Source organism: Chryseobacterium lactis (assembly GCF_003815875.1).
Taxonomy (GTDB): Bacteria; Bacteroidota; Bacteroidia; order Flavobacteriales; family Weeksellaceae; genus Chryseobacterium; species Chryseobacterium lactis.
Genome location: NZ_CP033924.1, coordinates 4,922,292 through 4,942,127, shown reverse-complemented (window position 1 = coordinate 4,942,127; position 19,836 = coordinate 4,922,292). Strand labels below are relative to the sequence as shown.

Below are 19,836 nucleotides of genomic sequence, written 5' to 3'. Positions count from 1 at the left end.
TATAGCTCAATAACTGATCCCCAATATCTTTCCTACGTCCAAAAATATGAAAGAACAGGTCAGAATTCCGATCAGAACAAAAGAAAGGATGAACGTTGCAACTTTATACCAGTCCAGTTTGAATTCTTTTTCCTCATTTCTTTCGCGCCCCCTAAAACCGGATAGGTCATTTCCGTATTGTGGAACCTCTCTTGCAGTGCTGTTACCTGATGAGATAGACTGTAAAGAATCTATATTTTTATTCTGACTGATGGTGTTGGTGAATGCTTTTGTATATTCAGAATACTTTTTTTTGGCGGCTTCCACTTTTCCATCCAGTTTTAGCTTGTCGGTTACTTCTGCAATTTTTCCGGCGTATTGATCGTATTCTTTGCCGATGAGGTCGATCCCGTTTTTTGATTCCTTTATTTTAAGTTCATTTTCCCGGTGTCGTCTTTCATTAGATTCAATTTGTTGGGTAAGTTCTGCAATAAGTATCTTTTTTTCTTCTTTCAGGTCTTCCTTTTCCTTTTCAAATTCAGCGATAGATTGTTGAACCTCACGATTTCTCTCTTCGTGAAACTTCTCGATTTCCTTATGAAAACCACCTGCGTCTACAATTTTAAATATTCCTTTTTGCTTTACAAACTCCGCAATTTCGTGGCTTTGAGTAAAATAAATGGTATCGTAGACATTTAAAAGTTCCAATGCTTTGCTAAAAAAAGGCTGTAGTTTGGAGGCATCCGTTTCACAATACACCACCAGATAACTTTGCGTAGTCAGAGAAAAATTGAGGTCTTCAATTTCTTTGATATTAAATCCTATCTTATCAAAATCTTTCGGCTTACGAACGGAAAAATGATCTGAATGGTTAACGGTAATTGTTCCCTCAGACAGGTTATTTTTTTCAAGATTGTTCTGAAAATCATTCAATGCATTGATGGTAATGCTTTCCGGTGCTGTTTTATTAACAAAAAGTAAGCTGGATCCGATGAAAGTTCCGCCCCGGTCTGAATTCTGTTCTTTGGCAAATTTATAAACTGCATAGGAAATCAGATTGCTTCCGCCGGCAAAATCTTTCCGCATAGAATAGATACTGGTTTCCGGAAATAGCTTGATGGCATCAGTTTTCAGATCATACGTTCTGATTTCTTTGGCAACACTACTGCTGCCTCCCAGAAAAAATGATTGCCTGAAACCGTATGGATTTCCGAAAGTGCCAAATGCTGAGAAAAAATAAGTGCTGTTCATTAACTTGTAAAACTAAATTTTAAACGTTCCCAAAATGTTCCTTCATAATCCAGATCGTACCCGATGATACTGCGATACAGCCATTTTGATAAGACCTCTGCGGTAGAAAGATTGAGCAAATCAATTTTTTCCTGTCCTGTTGCGTTTTGAAGACTGCCGATGGTATAATATGTTTTGCTTAAACCATAGGTATTAATCCGCTGTGAAGTCATCGGCAAGCGTTCAGAGATGAAATTATCAAGCTCTTCGGCACTTTCCACATCCATTCTTCCGGATTTATCCCATTTTGAAATCACTAAAATAGCATTGACGGATTTTAAATTTTTGCCTTTTCTTTCGAGTTCATCCAGAAATTCATTGATCAGAGAATCGTCTTTGTAAGCAGATTCAAAGCTGGTGACAATGATAAAGGTGAGCGGAATATTGGCATTTAAAAAAGTTTCAATACTGCTATGATAGCTTCCGCCTCTTCTGATATCGTTGTGATTTTCACCTGAGGTTTCCAGAAAGGTAAGATCTATCGGAACCACTTTTTTAGACTTATTATTCGGTTCAAATACCAGATCCAGACGGGTTACCTGATCTCTCGTTGTTCGGTTGGGTAAAATTCCCTGTCGGATATTTTCAAAAAAATCAGACAAAAGTACGTTGGCTTCTTTTGAATTGGGGGTTCCTAGTTTGGGTCTCAATACTCCGGCATACGATCTGAGATAATACAGCATGGAAGAAAGAATCACTGATTTTCCTGATTCTGCTGTACCGAAGAAAAAGACAAAGTTGCTTTCCTTGTTTTTGAGATCATTCGAAATGGTCTTTGCAATCGGAACAAAATCTTCCGGAGCATCATTTTTAAATTCAAAAGAAAGAGGCTTTAAAGCATCATCATTGTCAAGCTCAAAAGACAATGGTTTTAAATGGTCCTGAGTTTCCATAGGTTAATTGTTAGGGATTATGGTTTTACCGCTTCTCTTGTTGCTGAATACGCTTCCACCGTTATTTCTGTTGTATCCTCCGGGGCTCGTTACGAGTAAAATGATAATGACAATCACAAAATCAAGTAAGATGCAGCCTGCCAGTACAACAAATTGGTACATTCCGAAGTTTTTAATGGCATGTTCGAAAGCAAAACCTATTTTTCCAACCTGCTGAGTTTGAGATACCGCAGGTTCAAAGTGAATTTTTTCATTTCCTAAAACCGTTTGTGCCCGGCTTCCCAGCTTATTATAATCAGCCAGTGATTCATCGATCAGGCCTTGTGACATTTCATCTTTTTCTTTTTTGGAAAGCAGAAGCAGATCCTGGATGTTTTTGTTCCATTTTAAAGCAGAGTTATTGAGGTCTGTTTTTAAGGCTCTTTCATCAGGCGACAGGTCAGAAATCATGTTATCGATCTGATGTCCCATTCTTTCTGAAAGATCTTCGTAATCACTACCTACGGGCGTCAGCAGGTCAACTTTCTGACCCGTTAACTTTTCAATGTCTCTGATCAGCGACTGAGCACGGGTTCCGATTCCCTTATTACCCGGATCTTTGATCTGCTCCATCAATTGTTTCTTTTTAATTTCTATATTCTGGGTAGTGAGCTTATTGTACTTATAGCTCAGCTTGGATTCTACATCATTCTCCAGGGTAGTGAAATTTTTATTAATGTCTCTCAGTTCATCGGTATAGATATCTGTTTTCATGAATCTGGTATACAATGCATTAAAATTGGCAATGAAACAGAAGGAGGCAATAAAGATGTAAATTCCGACCAGGCTTCCGGTTGGTTTTCCTTCAAGCTTGGCATTCCTCAGCATCCAGCAGAGGAACAGCAATAAGAGAGATAAAACAAGCGCAATGACAAACGATGCCGGTCCAAAAATCTGTTGAAGGCCAAGCCAGGTCTGGTAAAAGCTTACGCTGATGAGGAGTAGTGCAAGAATTCCAAGAAAGAGATCTGCAGGAGTTAATTTTTTATTCATAATGGTTCAGTTATTTTTTAAGTGAAATCTTTTCAAAAACACCATGGTTTATAATGTTCGAAACTACGAACAAGCCTCATGAAAAAATTACGGAAACCCGTAAAGGCAGTTTGTATCTTAGCTGATAATCTTGATACTTGGATATGTATATTGGAATATAATGGGTAGTTGATCAGTGCTTTAGAGTAAAATCGGGAAGAACGTTGATGAATAATAAGGATTTTTATATTTATTAATCCAGTGAATATATTCAATAGAAATTTATAATAATTTATATTTTTCGCTTTACTATTGGGTTTATAGAATTAATAATTGAAAAATAGTTTTAAATGATTAATGATATTTTATTTTATATGAAATATTTCCTACTTTAGTGAAAAACTAAAGCGTCATAACAACCATAAAAACAAGATATTATGAAAATTCAACTACTTTTCGTGAAAGCGGGCTTCACCGGTATGCTGCTTTTAACCGGAGCTTTACAGGCTCAACTTTGGGATATCAATGGAAATGCCGGAATTACCAATACAAACTATGTCGGAACTGTAGATCCACGTCCTTTATATCTGAGGGTAGGCGGGGCGACTTCCAATCCCGGACAGGCCATTCTCAATGAAACCGGTTCTTTTATCGTTGAAACCACAAACAATACAAATTTTGCAAAAACCAAGGGCAGTATTGTAAACGGAATATCCAATATTTTGGGTGCTCAGGCCAATAGTTCTTTGGTAAGCGGCTGGGAAAATGACTTAAGCAATGCAGGAGGAGCCAATATTGTTGCCGGACAAGCCAATACGGTATTAAACGGAGCAGGTAAATCCGTAGCGCTGGGTTGGAAAAATACCATCAGAAACGCCAATCAATTTGCGTTGGGAGTAGGAATTGATCTTGGGGATTTTTATTCCGGAGGTTTTGGAATTGATCTGATTGCTACCGGAAACCGATCTTTTGTGATTGGAGCAGGAGGAGGTGGCGCCAAATTAACAAACGCTATTCCCCAATCCATTATGTTTGGAATGTCTGCAACCTCTACCATGCTGATTAAAGACCAAAGTGTAGGGATCCGTACAACTACTCCGACTGCCAATTTCCATACGGTGGGAACGGTAAGATTACAGGGCTTACCAACAGGAAGTGGCCGCGGATTGGTCGTAGATACCAACGGAAATGTCATGATTTCCAATACTCCTTTAAGTAGAACAGCCAGTAGCGATGAAACAATACAGGAACTTAAAGATCGGATTCAAAGCCTTGAAAATACCGTAGACGAATTGAAGCAAATGCTGATCAACAGAAGTACTGCAGGTGCTTCTTCAGATACTCCGGTATTATTTCAGAATACACCCAATCCCACAAAGAATGAAACCAATATCCGATATTATATTCCTGAAAATAGTCGTACGGCTGGCATAGAAATATACAGCATATCCGGGCAATTGGTAAAGTCAATGCCTTTGAATGAAAGAGGCAGCGGATCTGTAAGACTTTCAGGAAATGAGCTGCAGTCCGGCACTTATGTATACAAAATGACGGTCAACGGAAAGCTGATTGACGCAAAAAAAATGATGATCAGAGATTAATACACTCATTTATATCTATTTTCAAGGAGCGGCCGCTGAGAATACCTCGGCGGCCGTTTTTATGGGATAATGGCACAATTTTATATTTTATCCGGAAAAAGTAACAGGTTGATGATAAATTCAGAATTTCTACCAAATTGATTTTCATTTTTGCGGGATATTAATTCAACTATCACTGTGAAACAATTATCGATTTTACTGACCCTGTTATTTTCTGTACTGATGGTCAATGCACAAGAAGCTGAAGGTCAGGGAAAAATAAGCGGAAGACTTGTGGATTCTAAGACGGGGAAACCCATCAGCTATGCCAGTATTGGAGTATTAAATCCGGACAATAAAGAGGTCAACGGAACAACATCTAATGAAAAAGGTGAGTTTTCCATAGATCATATGACAACAGGAAGCTATAAAGTGGCTATTTTTTATGCCGGATACAAAAATAAAACAACAGCTGATATTCAGATTGATCCCGCCCATAGCAATGTGAACCTTGGAGATATTCAATTGATTAACGGCGAAACGGTTCTGGAAGGAGTGACGATCGTTGGTAAAAAATCTGTGATTGAAAATAAAGTAGACAAAATTGTATTTAATGCCGCAAATGATGTGACTTCCCAGAACGGAGCAGCGATTGATGTATTAAGAAAAGTTCCTCAGGTGACCGTGGATGCTGACGGAAATGTGGAACTTCAGGGAAATTCTAACATCAGGTTTTTGATTAACGGAAAGCCTTCCAGTATATTTGGAAACAGCCTTGCCGATGCGTTGGCCTCCATTCCTGCGAATCAGATTAAAAGTATAGAGGTAGTTTCCAGTCCGGGAGCAAAATACGATGCACAAGGGACAGGAGGAATTATCAATATTGTTTTAAAGGATAACAAAGTAAAAGGCATCAACGGAATTGTAAATGCATCTGCCGGAACGTTGTTTGAAACCGGATCCGTAAATCTGAATTATAAGAACAATAGTTTCAGTATGAATGCCTTTTTTAGCGGAAATGCCCAATTAAAAGCCAGAACTCCCTTTTCACAGGACAGAACTTCCAGAGATCCTGCAGCCAATACCGGCACTCACTTAATGCAGGATGGCTATACCGATTTTGAAAGACACGGATACCGTACAGGTCTGGGATTTGACTGGACATTGAGTAAATCCAGTGCTTTGAGCGGTTCATTATCCTACAATAATTTTTCCAATAAAAATACGGGATTGATCAATCAGCAGCAGTTTATCACGGATTATAATACTTCGACTGTAACTTCGATTATCGGATCCCGAACTACAGATAACCGATCTTCTGTTCATTCCGTCGATGGAAGTTTAAGTTTTAGAAAAACCTTTCAAAAAGAAGGGCAGGAGCTTACTGCTGATTATGTGTTTAGTTTCGGATCACCCACTACCAGTTATTTTCAGACCCAAAGTTTATCAGGAGCAGCGTCGCCGTATAATGGAATCTCGGGTAATAATCCGGGAACCGATAACAGCCATAACCTGTCCGTAGATTATGTTCATCCTTTAAATGAGAATGTAATCTTTGAAATGGGAGCGAAAACAGTACAGCAACATATCACCAATGCTACGGAGGTTCATGTTTTGAATACTACATCCGGTCAATATGAAGCAGATCCTTTGCAGTCGTATCATTTAAATTATGATATGGGAATCTATGCCGCGTATTTTTCTTCAAAACTTAAAATATTCAATTGGCTGGATGTAAGAGCAGGGTTACGCTATGAGTATACCACTCTTAAAATAGATTTCCCTAATACAAATATTCCATCTTATGGATTGTTGGTTCCTTCCTTCATTTTGTCTCATAAATTTGAAAGTGGTGAAACGATAAAGCTATCTTATACAAGAAGGGTAGAGCGTCCGGAATACACTGAGCTGAATCCGTTTTTAAACATCAGTGATCCTCATAATATTACCACAGGAAATCCGGCATTGAAACCTGAAATAGGCGATAATATGGAATTGGGATACACAAAGAATTTTGCCAATGGAGGAAACATTTCATTGTCGATGGTAGAACGTATCAACAGCCAGGATTTAAAGCAGATTACTACCTTTTATCCCACCTTTACAGCGAACGGAACGGAATATACCAATGTATCAGTAACAGCCAGAGACAATATCGGGAAAGAATACAATTCCGGTGGTATCATTTCTCTTTCTCTTCCATTCCTTCATAATAAAATGAATCTGAGAAGTAATATGATGGTGTTTCACCGGTATATTATGAGCCATACCTATGTAGGCAACCTGGATATGGGAATGCGCTATCGCCTGAATCTGAATCTCAATTACCAGTTTCCCAAGAATTTTATTCTGGAAGTATTCGGAAACTATAACTCAGCCGCCAAAAATATCCAAGGGAAAAATCCAGAATCTATTACGTATACATTGGCAGGAAGAAAAGAATTCTGGAACAAAAAAGCAAGTTTGGGTTTTACCATTACCAATCCTTTCAATAAATACATCAGACAGGTCACTACCGTGAGTACCGGAGACTACGACTCTTATTCCGTAAGAGAACTTCCTTACCGCTCCTTCGGAATAAGCTTCAGTTATAAGTTTGGTAAAATGGATTTTAAAAAGGAGAAGGATATGAGTAATGAGTATTTGAATGGGCCGGGAACGGGGAGTTAAATGAAAGCTATCGTTGAAAATATAGCTGATCAATTCTTGTCGTAGCTCTACTACAAATTTTAAAATATCTCATGTGCAAACCATGAGATATTTTATTTTTATCTACTTTTAGTGAAATAATATAAAAACACACATGAGTATGAGAATTAATAATTTTATACCTATATTCCTTGAGCAACGACGAGGGATTATAGCGACAAGTGGAAATAAACAGACCAAGCCTATCAAAATTAAAAGGCCTAAATGGGATGACGTTTACCATGGTTACCCAAAAGTAAATCCGGGAACTCCCTCTGAAAATGATATGCCAGCCTCCAAAGTGTTTACAACAATATTTGGTTCGAATTATGATAAAACAGTTTTTTCAAATGCCTGTGCTACCAGAGTTTCTTTAGGACTTATTAATGCAAAAATCAAAGTTAAAACTGAATATACAATAAAAGAAGGTCCAAATAAAGATAAAGGTATTACTGTTAGTGCAGCAAATATGGGAACTTGGTTAAAGGAAAAACAATTTGGTAAACCTGATGAAGAAATTAAAAATCCAAAATCGTTTAATGAAGTAGCTGATAAAATAGGGGATAGAAAAGGAATTTATATTTTAATATCTAATGATGCACGATGGGCAAGCGGACATGCAACTTTATGGCATGATGGAAATGCTATTGGTGGACATAATTATTATGAACATGCGAAAGTTATTTATTTTTGGGAATTGAAATAAAAAAATAAAAATGAGATATTTTATAATCGCTTTATTAGTGTCAGTAGGGTTATACTCACAAGGAACATTGAATGCTGTTCAACAAAAATTATTAAATGATAATGCTGCTTATCAACAATTTATGGATTTAGGAAAGTGTCAATGCATGGATATTCTGATACAGAAAACTAAAATATATCGTGTGCAATCCATAGGTAAAAATAACAGTTTATTTAACAGACACTATTACACTCTTTATGATTTAGGCTATGCACTACCAACTTTTTATAAAATTGAAGCAGTAAAATCAACAATTATTGATTTTCAAAATAAAAATATGGCCAATGTAATTACCTTTTACCAAGATAAAGATGAACATATAAAAGAAGATTACAGCTCGCCTTTTTTGCTTTGTAACAAATTATTTGAAAGTGAAAACATGACCATTGAAATGTATAAAAAACTTATTAATGATTCGAAGGCTTATATGCATAATATTCAAAATGAAAATAAATATTTGAACAACCATTAGCTATACTCAATCCAGCAGATGAAATAACATTATGGGAATTAAAATAAGTTTATTTACAACAAAAAGCAATAACTTAAAACTGTTTTTAATACTAGTCTTATTACTGACTAATGTACTCCAGGCACAAACCTCAAATGTAGGTGACAATATGAAGAAATATGTATTTGATCACTGTCTTTACATTAATTATAATAAAATAGACTCTTCTTTTTTAACTAAATTCCAGATGAAAGATATGTCAAGTACTGAATTTTCAACATTAGGTAAACTAACAGATAGTCAAACTAAGAAGCTGAGAAACTATACAATTAAAGAGGCAGGTAACTTTTATTCGATGGGGCACATATACTATTCTGAACAAGAAAATAGTAATATCATTGTGGCTAAATGTTTGTATTTTTATGAATCCAAGGAGTTAGACAGTTATATCAGAAAACTTATTGGAGTGACCTCTCAAAGGAAAAATTCAAAGAAATAATGTTCGCTATTTTGTTTGTGGAAGAGTAGGCGGCAGATAAAAAGCACCCTTTGGAAGTTCCATAAAGATGCTTTTTGTAGCTATTGTTTTTGTTGGGTCTTATGAAATGACAGGCAGACCTATCCCCAACTTAAAGACTTTGTGATAAGCCGCAATCTGATTTTCAGTTTTTTCAAATTGCCTTTTAATATTTTCAAGTGAGAAATCAGATAATAATGTGGATGAATGAACATTTTCACTATCAAGGTGTGGATAGATAATTAAACAGTCCATGATTTGATTTTCATCCCAAGCGTCATTTTTACTTTTCAATTCATTGATAACCTTTTTCAGACGGGAATACCCTGAAACCTGGCGGATATCCTTATGAATATGGCTTTTCGTGTATTTCAGCTTATATTTTGTATCAATAACCATTTCACATCCGGGTTTACTGATCAGAATATCGAGATGATTTCCATAGGTACTAAACTGATAATGGATAAACTGCTTGTCTTTCGGGTTGGCCTTTATTAACTGATAATAAAAATACAATTCAAATAATCCCGGCATATCAATCCAGAAAGGTGGGGTTTCTATTTTTTTCTGGGTTGTTTTCGTGATATTATAAGAAAAGCGCTTCAGAATAAGTTGTCCGATTCTGATAGCTTCTCCGTACTCATTGAAGAAAGGATTTTTTTTGATGTTTTTCAGTTGGTATTCATCGGCATCACTGCGTATATGTTCAAAAGCCGGTCTGCAATAATTCAGAATATCTTTAATGGCCGATACATCTGATTCTGAAGGAAATAATGATGAATTATTTCCGATATAGCTGGCCACAAATTCTAAGACTTTCTTTAAAAATCTATTTTCCAAATGATCTTCCCCAAAGACCTGAAACTCACAGAAAGTAGAGGTTAATCTGTTTTTAAATACATTCTTTTTAATATGCTGCCCGACTAATACTTTCCCTTTTACCTTACTGTTCAGGTTTTCCTGAGCTTTATAATAGGATTTTTTCAGTCCTTTACGTACAATTGTTTTTAGGTGCTGTAAAAACTGTACAATCAGAAAAGGCGTTAAACGGTCATCTTTCTGATCAATTGTAATGGGGGGTGCCTTCCAGTCGACCTGGACCACGTCCTTGGAATATCGGGATGTTTCCGGCAGAGACATGATATCCAGAAGAATCGTAAGGTAGTTCACTTCCCTGGTTGCTGCTTTCTCTTGACTAGTAAACTCTTCTGGACTTTCAGTGGAATTTTCTTCTGAATTAAGGCAGTTTCTGAAATATTCTGATAATCCCACATTCATCTTTGGCTCAACATAGATCGTCCGGCCGGTCTTTCCCAGCCAGTCGATGCCTACAAAATAATCGGCCTTAATCTCACAGTGGTTTTCTCCTTTTACCACCGAAAAAGAAAAAGACCGATGATTGAATGGTTTACTTTCTAAGGTATCAAATAACTGAAAAGACTCATCATCAAGATGAAGCTCACCCTGAAGGTCTGCAACAGATTCTTCAGGAATACCTCTTCTGATCAGAAAACTTTTATGTTCCGAAAGTAAAATTCCCATTAATTATTTGTTTTCAGCGTATTGATATAGTCTTTGATGTCATATTTTTTATTGTTGTCCTCCTTATCCTCGAAAGTTCCGATAAGAACACCGTCTTTCACATACTCCAGAAGAATAGGAACCACTTCATAATTCATCTTCATTCTGAAAATGTCCTCTTTTGTATGATCAGCTCTGATATCTTCATGTTTAGCAATAAAATAACTGTGTCCCAGTTGAACATCCTTCGCTTCAAATTCACCACTTACATTTCCATTTTTGAATAGCCCTGATACTTTTTTGAACCCTTCCGTATTAAAATGAATATGCTCGTCATCTTCCAGAGGTTCAGGTAAAACATCAATAAAAGCAAAACGGCGGCGTATCGCATAATCAATATGTCCAACACTGCGATCTGCGGTATTCATAGTGCCAATGATGTATAGGTTAGGAGGGAGAATCAGGTCTCTTTTGCCGTCAACTTCATATACACTTTCCACGGCTTTACCTCTGTATTCTAAAGCATAAATAAGTTCTCCTAAAACGGAAGAAAGATTGGCCCGGTTGATTTCGTCAATAACCAATACATATGGTTTTAGTTCTTGTTTTTCATTACTTGTATTTTGTATGAAGGATATATGATTATCATCCAGGTATTTTTTGAAATTTTCTACCAAATTTTGGTATAAATAATACATCCCGCTTCTTGCAGACTTTGATAAAATAATATTTTCTCTAATCTTAATAGTAGGATTAGAGAAATAAAGTCCTTTATAGCCTTCTATAATATCTGTATCTTTTATTAAAACGGAGTCATTTTCATTACTATAACGATTTACCCTGATTGCCTTTTCTTCTATGGCAATAATTTTTGGTTTTGTATTATCTTTTATAGTGACTTCTCCTTTCTCTTCTAATGTAGTTAATAGAAATTCTTTGAATTTTTCATAATTTTCCTGAATCCAATGTTCCTTAGAAATTTCTTCCGGAGCTTTTTTAGAATCATTGTAATTATCTGTTGCTTCTTGTGCAAATTCTCCTAAGGTTTTGTTTTCTGCTACATACAGAACTCCTTGGCCCGCAGGATTTGGTTTGGCTACAATACCTCTTACAAAATCTTCGTAAGAGTAGCTGGGATGAAACTGGATGATTTTGAATTGCTGATTATCTTCTAATTCTGTAGTATCATTCAATCTCAATAATTGAACAGCCAATTCCTTTGCCATTTTAGTTTTTCCGGTTCCTGGAGGGCCTTGCAGGATGATTTGCTTTTTATAGTCTAAAATTTGAATCTGGTGGTCCAGTTTATTTTCACTCATATCATTTTGTTCTATGGAGGATGGGGTATTTTGCTCCTGAAAATAATCATACACCTGCCATGGAAGGGTTACGATTTCAGAGACATCTTTATTGAGTTTTTGTTTAAAAATCTGAAGAAGGTTGTGGCTGTCCTGAAACCAGTCGTATGTAAGTTTCAGTTCAAAATCCTCCACATTCTTGTTCAGTAGATAAATTAAACCTCTCAATCGGTCTTCATTTACAATGGTACACAATAATTGCGGCTGCAAACCTACGATAAGTCTGTTGGTTGCGGCTTTCTTATTATTACTGGTGCATTTTCTAATGAGTTCTTTAATCTGATAATAGGTTTCAAATAAGGGTTGTTGCTGGCTTAAGGTAATATTCTGTAACAGCACAGACAATTCTGACCAGTTTTCTTTGATCAGGTCTTTTTCTTCATGGGTAAAGTAGCCCAGTTTTAAAGAAGAAACACATTGATCGGACGAGCGCATGAAAAATTCATAAAAAACTTCCTTATCCCAGTCTTCCCATTGTTTTCCGGTGCCTGCTTCCTCAATAAACAGGGGTACATAGTGGTTGTATCTTTCCTGCCAGTGATCCCAAATCTCTAATTCGTCAATTAATTCTGTAAAAGTCATGTTGGTTTTAGTTTTTCTGTATAGATATGATCCATTACTATATAATGAACCGGTCGTTGATGATAAAAATGATAAGTTTTTAAATTGAGAGGTACTTTATCTAAGGTATTAAAGCATCAATAATATTAGTTTTCATGTATTTGTATCTTATGGAGTACAATAATAATGAAAATCTTTAATTCATGGTTACGGGAAAACGTAAAATATTAATGCTTATGTTATCTATCTTGGGAATACAATTATAAAAAATGTAAAACGATTCAGGGAAATGCTGGGCATCAAGCAGGAAGCATTGGCTCTTGACCTTGGGGACGACTGGAACCAGAAGAAAGTTTCTTTGCTGGAACAGAAAGAAATTATTGAAGACCCTTTACTGAAAAGAATTTCTGAAGTATTGAAAATTCCGGTGGAAGCGTTTCAGAATTTTGATGAGGAGCAGGCGGTGAATATTATTTCTAATACGTTTGGTGATAATGCTTGTGTTGGAAATCCGCATTCTACGTTCAATTTTAGTCCAATAGATGAAATAAAAAAATTGCATGAAGAAAAGATGGAACTTTATGAAAGGATGTTGAAGGAGAGGGATGAGATGATGGGTAGGCTGGAGAGGTTGATTGAGAAGGGATAACTTAAGATATAGAAAAGGTTCAGCACACGCTGAACCTTTTTTAATAAAAATAAAATATAAAAACTAGTGAGATAAAATATTTCCTAGAAATTTTATTATAGGAACCTCATTAATTTCTTTTATATTTAAATTGGGTTGTAGAACTTCTTTCCAATATAAATTTGCATTGAATGGTTTACCGTTGGTCTTTGTATATTCTTTATATCTTAAATTTTGAAGAATGTCTTCATTCTGGTGAAATGGTTCAAAAGTTGGAATATTTACCTGAAATAAGCCACACTTATAATTTTCTTTTTTATAATCTGCCTTAATTTGTTGGTAAATAGTCATTTGAATTCCAGATTCGAATTGTATAAAATTATTTTCGTCCATCTCCAATATTTCAGCTGAATCTGTATCACATATCACATGATATGTAATATTGAATTGGGAGAATATTCTTTGGAAGAAAGGAATGTTATTAACTGTACCACAGTTAACTACAAAAATGTCTTTATCAGTCTGGACTTCGTTAAAGTATCCCCTTAAAATAATTTCTTCTGTAGGCCCTTCGATCAAAATGACTTCATCTGCATAAAAAGATTCACAAATAAAAGGGTTAAACCTTAGTACCTCATTCATCTCTTGCTTTAATTGCTCTTTTGTTTTTAAGTTTTTAGATTCCTTTAAAAACTCATCGTTAATTTGAAATAGTTTTGTTCCTTCAGTATCTTTAACCATTCTTACTAATGAAGATTTTTCTTTTGTGATATCAATCATTTGAGGAGAGTGAGATGCGCAAAGGACTTGATAAGGTGAGTCTGCTTCACTGACTTTATAGATCAGTGTGCGAAGTTGTTTCATTAATTTTGGATGCAAAAATAATTCTGGTTCTTCAAACAATACAATATAATCTTTTCTATTATCAGTTCTTTCGAATTCTTCAGCTACATCTTTCATTAACAAGAGTGAAAAAATTGCTGATCGTACAGCTCCATGTCCTATTCGATCATAACTTGTAGGAATAGTTTCATCTTTCTCTCCTCCAGAATTATTATGCTCAAAATGAATTGCAAAACTTTTTCCGATAGAATTTTCTGTCCATTTAGTTTTATCTTTTTCACTTAATTCAATTTTAGAGTTGGGAAAAAGTAATTGAAAATACTTATTAACTTCTTTTTTATAAGCTTTAATGGAGGATGGATTATAAAGTTTATCCTGTAACTCTTGAATTTTTGATTGCGCATCTTTAAGCTCCTGTCGATCTTTATCTTCCAACTTAGCAGATGCTTTCTGTTTTAGAATTTCGTTAATGATTGTTTCGCCTTCTGCTTCAGTTGGCATAGCTTTTATAAAGATAGGTTTTGGTAACGCGGCTTGGAAGACGCTGTCCAGACCAATACCACCATAGTTTTTAACCTCCCATTGTGAACTATAGTAATTCCAGGTTTGGTTTTCTGTTTCAAAAGCTATTTTTGAAACATTTTTAACCTTGATAATTCTTTTGATCTTTAGATAATTTTTTTCATTTAACCACTTCTTTAGTCCTTCTTTTTTGTTCTTGATTGAATCTTTTTGAAAATCATATTCATCTAGCTGAAAAACCATTTCAAATTCAATTACATTATTCGTATCCATTCTATGTATATCTTCTAATGTAGGACTGGAATTTCTGTAAAAAAAATCATAAGCTTTTAAAAAGCTTGATTTTCCAACATTATTTTGTCCCAGAAGGAAAATTGTATTTGAATTATTAAATTCGATTGTGTTTTTTTCTATTCCACCAGAAATACCTCTAAAATTATTTACTCCAAAAGAAATTATTTTCATAATATTATTTTATTTCAAATATATTTCAGACTATGTGTTATACCTTACGGGATTCCATAATCTAATAATGAATTAGTAGATTTTAAGAAATAGATCTAATATTTTCCCACAATAAAAACCTTCTAAATTTCTTAGAAGGTTTTATAATTTATTTTAAAAGTAAGAAGAACTATTATTTTAGTACTCTCACAAAAATACCTAAAACATTAAAGTCAATCGTTTCTTCATCTCTAAGAACAATAGGTTTGAAACTCGAATCATTTGATTTTGGTAACAATGTTATTTCTTCATGATGCCAACCTTCTTCATCTGTTACTTTTTTACTGGAATATTCTTTAATCGTATAGCTACTGCCAAATTCAATATCAGTAACATTTCTTCCTTCAACTAGTGTGATTAAACCATTACGTGAACCTCCAGTATACTTTTTAAATAAGCAGATACTGCCATTGGGTATGATTTTATTCATGGATTCGCCTGTTACAGTACACGCAAAATAATCATCTTTACTATTTATATCATCTAATTCTATGTATTTTGTATTTTCTAATTCCTGCAGTTCGGAAAATGATCCAGCAGCAATAGTAAGATCATAGAACGGTATTGAATTTTCAGAAGGTGTATTTGAAATTTGTAATGAATTTTGCTTTGTAAACGAATTAGAAGATTGAATAAATTGGCTAAGGAAAAGTCGCATGTTTTCATTACATGCATAAATGTAGGTTCCTTGAATTCCCCTCAATAGTATTGTTTTGTAAATATTGATAATGAAATCAAGTAATTCCTCTTCATTCTGAATAGAATTTTTACCATTTTTATCCTTGTATTTTTTCTTGTCAACAATAAATTTTCTTGAAGTAAAGTCATAATCCAATTCTGGTCCTATAATAACTCCAGTGTAATTAAGGTCATAACCTTGTGTTGTATGAATGCATCCTACCTCATCAATTGAATTTGTAGAATTAACCCAATCTACAGAGACACTGTTCCATTTAAATTGATTTTCACCAATAATGATATCATAAGCTTCTGAGTTTTTATTTGATATCCATTCCCATGCATATCCTGCTACCATTCTTGATAAACCATGCAGTTTATCTTTCTTTTTTATTCGGTCAACCATTTGAGACAAATCATCAAAAAGATAGAATTCGTAGTCATCTGTTTTATAGGTTTCTGATGGCAATATCAAAGATTCGTCAAAAATTTTATGAATCAACTTTATATAGTTATTTCCTCCACGTACCCGAAGTTGAGTCTTTAATTTTTCAACGCGTGTATGAGGTTCTAGTTCTAATTTTTTAAAACTATCTTTAAGTGTATCCGAAGGTTTTATGGATTGGTATTGATCATAAAAAATAATCGATTTACTACTTTGTAAAATAACCCAATCCAACTCAGAAGCTGTAAATTTATCTAATCCTAGCTTCTCACAATTCGTGTCAAATGTTCCAAAGTAAGAACCAAGGTTAACTCTTCTTCTTAAGCGATGTCCCTCATCAACTATAATAAGATCATAGTTATTCTTTGCTAAATCTGATGGTCCTATTACCATTTTTCCAGATAAACCATTTATATTTTTAAATACATTAGAGATGGTTTTTCTAAATGATGCCATAGGAATCACCAGTGCCATATTTAAGTCTTTAAATTTATCCTTAACCCTTTTTAATAAAAGAAAAAGCTCTTCATCATCTTCATCAAAATCAGCATAATTAAAATCCTCTAAGTTTGTTTTTAAGAGCTTAAATAAAAAAATTGCTAAAATAGATTTACCAGTTCCTGCTCCTCCATGGATAAGACTTACTTTCGCATTCTCATCCAGTAAACAGTTTAAAATAGTTTTTAATCCTTTAATCTGTTCTTTAGAAAGCGATTTATAAGGAGAATATTTAAAAAGATCTGAATTATTGATATAATCTAACGAATGACGAGTAATACCTAATTGTCTGAGTTCATCCCAAATATCTTTGAATAAATCCCAGTATACTTTCTTTTCGTGATATTGATGATTGGAAATTCCAAGATTACCATTTTGTAGGGCGTACTGACCGTCAGCTGAAATATATTTGATCAGATTAGATTCCAAATCTAATGTTGCTGATTTGTGAAAGAGATCACTTAAAATGAGATTTACTGATGAGAGTTGTTTCTTCTCTTCCGACTTCAAATGTGTGCTAATACGGGTCAATACATCAGTGGTTTCTCCTACATATGCCGATTTAGTCTTTTTGTTTTTTAAAAAATACACAATAGGCCAGGATAAATAGTCTTTGTGATTGCTGGTTATTTTAGTTTCTATGAGGGAATCAAAACTGTACTCCTCTGTAATTGTAAATTTCTTCATTTTTGATACTACAATTCATCGTACTTATTTGATTTGCCTTTTGCCTTTTCTACAGGATATTTTTTTTCATTTTTTGCCATTTTATCTTCTATGATTTTAGTAACATCTAAATCAAATTTATCAGCAATATTTAACGCAAAGGTAAATATGTCAGCTAGTTCTTCCTTTATCTTTTCTATATCTATCTTTTCTCCTCTTTTCCAAAGAAAAAGTTCCAACAGTTCCGATGTTTCAATATTTAAAGCAATAGCTAGATCTTTGGGATTATGAAACTGCTCCCAATCTCGATCGTGATTGAATTTTCGTATTTTTTCAATCAATGACTTTATTTCTGACATAATAAATGTTTGGATTACAATAATAGCAAAGTTAATTATTCTTTAAGTTTAGATGCACTTTTTTTATCAGGAGTTGCATCTACAATTATTGGAATTATTTCTTTTCTTTGTTCTTTTGAAACTTGCTTGCTTATTTTTTGTAATTCTTTCACCTTCTCAATCTCTTTTTCAGAATAACATATTACTAGAAAGTATCCCTTATCTATTTCTTCTGCCTGCATATATTTAGGTAATTGTAATCTAACACCATCCCAAAATCTATTGTTTTTAGCAAGCTTTACTTCAATTAAAACTTTATTTTTATATCCTTGTGAAAACTTAAAATCTACTGGTCCACTTCCAAGATTATTTTCTCTATTTAAATCAATATTATTTGCCTTACACAAACTCTTGGTTAAAGCAACAAATATTAACTGAGCTGCTTCTTCTTTTTTTGCTGTCTTATCATCATTCCAAAGCAATTTATAGCCACTGTTATTTTCTATATAATTTGTGAAGTAATTAATAATATCAGATACAACATAATCAAAGGTCTTTTGATTATGAGGTTCATTAAAACTGATAGGGTTTTCTTCTCCATAATTGAAGGAAGCTTTAGAAGGTTGATATATTCCAAGTATATCTTTTTCAATATCATAAGAGCTAAAATCCCTTGAAATCATAAATTTATTATATAATGATATCCAATCCGTATGCTTTTTTGCAATACTTATAATACTTTTCTTATCAATTTCACTCTTTATGGCAAAACTAAATTCGTCTCTAACATCACTATTTTGATTATCCCAAACATAGTCTAAAAAAGATTCTTTAGACATATAACTATCAATATTCAATATTTTTTTTGGACATAATAATAGTCCTTTATTATTATACGGGTTGATTGGCAATTCTACAATTTCTTTTTCCCATACCAATGTTTTCATATTGAATTTAGTATTTCTTACTGGAAATTTTTTAGTAGTTATTTTATCTGAATACCTTTTTATTATTGTTTGGGTATAATTTATGAGATCCGATTTAATAATATTTGCTGTAATATCACTAATTCTATCTCTTCCTATTCCTGTACTAAATAGGCCTATATTTTCGAATCTGTCAATATTATTTAATCCTGCTTCAATAGAATTATATATACCATTGAGGATATCTTGGCTAAATCCTCTTCCTGATCCGGCGCCTTTAGTGGAAGTTGAGTATCCTAAACAAAGCTCCTCGACTTCTGGAAATAAAAGCATATTATTTAACTTTTTGAAAAAGAGATCGGAATTTTTTCTTTCACTTTTTGCTGCGATTTCAAAAGCATTTTTAAAGAACTCCATAATTTCTTCATATGACCTTAAAAATGGCTTAATTCCATTATTAGATAATAGTAGTGGGTCAATAAAAAGTAATGTATCTGTTTGTAAAATTGGATCAAACCAATCGTCTTTTGACGTTGGCGTAATACCATAGTGTTCTGAAAATGTCATGCTTATTGTTTTTTATAAAGGTATTTAATGTTTTTTTATAAAACAATAAGTTTTATATTTTAGAATATAATATTTTTTACATTTTAAAGTGAATTTTGGTGTTGTTTATATTATAGTTTTTTTAGATATTAAACTACTAATACCTTTTTACTGTAACTATCTATTTGTATCTATGATCATATTTTCAATCCTCCTACACATCCACCTCCTCAACCTCCAAACCGGCAAATAAACAAACACCACAGACAGCACTCCAGCCAGTACCCCCACAACAACAGCCATCGCTGCACCATCCAGCTTATAATCCTTTGACAGATTAAACTGTCCCAGAAACAACAAGGACAGCACCAGCGAACCCGTAACCAAACCGTGTAAAATACTCAGCTTGGTCATTAGCTTTTTAATATTCAGTTGCTCATCTACGGTGAATTCAATGGCACCTTGTCCGGCGGCGTCTGTGACTCTTTTGATAATGTCAATGGTAAGGACGACGGGGAGGAAGATGGCCATGGGTAAAGTAAGACGGGCGAGATTTTGTTCTCCCGAGAAAAAATGGGTATAGCCCAATTCTTTGAAGCTAGCGTACGCAATAATAAAGTTGAAGAAGACGTTCGGGAGGACATAGTA

The 19,836-nt window shown here is 34.2% G+C and carries 16 protein-coding genes; 6 read left to right on the top strand and 10 right to left on the bottom strand.

Features of this window, described 5'->3' with window-relative positions; all coding sequences use genetic code 11:
• Positions 1 to 6 precede the first annotated feature (6 nt).
• Genes EG342_RS22010 through EG342_RS22000 form a run of 3 tightly spaced genes read right to left on the bottom strand, consistent with a single transcriptional unit; the run spans position 7 to position 3,194 of the window.
• On the bottom strand, positions 7 to 1,230 hold the full coding sequence (locus tag EG342_RS22010) for a hypothetical protein (RefSeq protein ID WP_103290023.1): 1,224 nt from the start codon (positions 1,228 to 1,230) through the stop codon (positions 7 to 9).
• Complete coding sequence (locus tag EG342_RS22005; protein WP_103290020.1) at positions 1,230 to 2,162, bottom strand: hypothetical protein; 933 nt, start codon at positions 2,160 to 2,162, stop codon at positions 1,230 to 1,232. The genes EG342_RS22010 and EG342_RS22005 overlap by 1 nt, the downstream gene beginning before the upstream one ends.
• Positions 2,163 to 2,165: 3 nt before the next feature.
• Entirely contained in the window at positions 2,166 to 3,194 is a 1,029-nt protein-coding gene (locus EG342_RS22000; RefSeq protein WP_103290018.1) for a hypothetical protein, read from the bottom strand.
• Positions 3,195 to 3,610: 416 nt separating this feature from the next.
• Between EG342_RS22000 and EG342_RS21995 the strand changes: the two genes are divergently transcribed.
• The 5 genes from EG342_RS21995 to EG342_RS21975 all read left to right on the top strand — a co-directional run bounded on the left by EG342_RS21995 (position 3,611) and on the right by EG342_RS21975 (position 9,136).
• Positions 3,611 to 4,774, top strand: coding sequence for a T9SS type A sorting domain-containing protein (locus EG342_RS21995; protein WP_103290015.1), 1,164 nt, complete (start codon positions 3,611 to 3,613; stop codon positions 4,772 to 4,774).
• Between the two features lie 177 nt (positions 4,775 to 4,951).
• On the top strand, positions 4,952 to 7,423 hold the full coding sequence (locus EG342_RS21990; protein ID WP_103290012.1) for a TonB-dependent receptor: 2,472 nt from the start codon (positions 4,952 to 4,954) through the stop codon (positions 7,421 to 7,423).
• Positions 7,424 to 7,562: 139 nt separating this feature from the next.
• Positions 7,563 to 8,147 (top strand): T6SS effector amidase Tae4 family protein, encoded by a 585-nt coding sequence (locus tag EG342_RS21985; RefSeq protein WP_164465219.1) that lies wholly within the window; start codon positions 7,563 to 7,565, stop codon positions 8,145 to 8,147.
• A gap of 10 nt (positions 8,148 to 8,157) precedes the next feature.
• A complete protein-coding gene (locus tag EG342_RS21980) occupies positions 8,158 to 8,658 on the top strand; it encodes a hypothetical protein (protein WP_103290006.1) in 501 nt (166 codons plus the stop codon).
• A gap of 148 nt (positions 8,659 to 8,806) precedes the next feature.
• On the top strand, positions 8,807 to 9,136 hold the full coding sequence (locus tag EG342_RS21975) for a hypothetical protein (RefSeq protein WP_213084022.1): 330 nt from the start codon (positions 8,807 to 8,809) through the stop codon (positions 9,134 to 9,136).
• A gap of 99 nt (positions 9,137 to 9,235) precedes the next feature.
• Here the strand turns inward: EG342_RS21975 and EG342_RS21970 are convergent, their stop codons facing one another.
• Both EG342_RS21970 and EG342_RS21965 read right to left on the bottom strand, forming a co-directional pair.
• A complete protein-coding gene (locus tag EG342_RS21970) occupies positions 9,236 to 10,696 on the bottom strand; it encodes a 5-methylcytosine restriction system specificity protein McrC (protein ID WP_103290002.1) in 1,461 nt (486 codons plus the stop codon).
• The gene (locus EG342_RS21965; protein WP_103290000.1) at positions 10,696 to 12,615 is read right to left on the bottom strand and encodes an AAA family ATPase; all 1,920 of its coding nucleotides are present in this window, start codon (positions 12,613 to 12,615) and stop codon (positions 10,696 to 10,698) included. Before EG342_RS21965 ends, EG342_RS21970 begins: the two co-directional genes overlap by 1 nt.
• A gap of 268 nt (positions 12,616 to 12,883) precedes the next feature.
• Here EG342_RS21965 and EG342_RS21960 point away from each other — a divergent pair, with 268 nt between their 5' ends.
• Complete coding sequence (locus tag EG342_RS21960) at positions 12,884 to 13,243, top strand: helix-turn-helix domain-containing protein (RefSeq protein ID WP_103289997.1); 360 nt, start codon at positions 12,884 to 12,886, stop codon at positions 13,241 to 13,243.
• 63 nt (positions 13,244 to 13,306) lie between these two features.
• On the opposite strand, the gene EG342_RS21955 is transcribed toward EG342_RS21960, so the two are convergent.
• From EG342_RS21955 to EG342_RS25555, 5 genes are all read right to left on the bottom strand, one after another.
• Positions 13,307 to 15,052 carry an ATP-dependent nuclease gene (locus EG342_RS21955; RefSeq protein ID WP_103289995.1) on the bottom strand — a complete coding sequence of 582 codons (1,746 nt, stop codon included), beginning with the start codon at positions 15,050 to 15,052 and terminating at the stop codon, positions 13,307 to 13,309.
• A 172-nt stretch (positions 15,053 to 15,224) separates the two neighbouring features.
• Positions 15,225 to 17,399: a DNA/RNA helicase domain-containing protein gene (locus EG342_RS21950; RefSeq protein ID WP_103289992.1), complete on the bottom strand. Its 2,175-nt coding sequence runs from the start codon at positions 17,397 to 17,399 to the stop codon at positions 15,225 to 15,227.
• An 8-nt stretch (positions 17,400 to 17,407) separates the two neighbouring features.
• Positions 17,408 to 17,737, bottom strand: coding sequence for a nucleotide pyrophosphohydrolase (locus EG342_RS21945; RefSeq protein ID WP_103289989.1), 330 nt, complete (start codon positions 17,735 to 17,737; stop codon positions 17,408 to 17,410).
• A 35-nt stretch (positions 17,738 to 17,772) separates the two neighbouring features.
• The gene (locus EG342_RS21940) at positions 17,773 to 19,209 is read right to left on the bottom strand and encodes a hypothetical protein (protein WP_103289985.1); all 1,437 of its coding nucleotides are present in this window, start codon (positions 19,207 to 19,209) and stop codon (positions 17,773 to 17,775) included.
• Between the two features lie 156 nt (positions 19,210 to 19,365).
• Positions 19,366 to 19,719 (bottom strand): hypothetical protein, encoded by a 354-nt coding sequence (locus tag EG342_RS25555; RefSeq protein ID WP_246008683.1) that lies wholly within the window; start codon positions 19,717 to 19,719, stop codon positions 19,366 to 19,368.
• Positions 19,720 to 19,836: the final 117 nt, after the last annotated feature.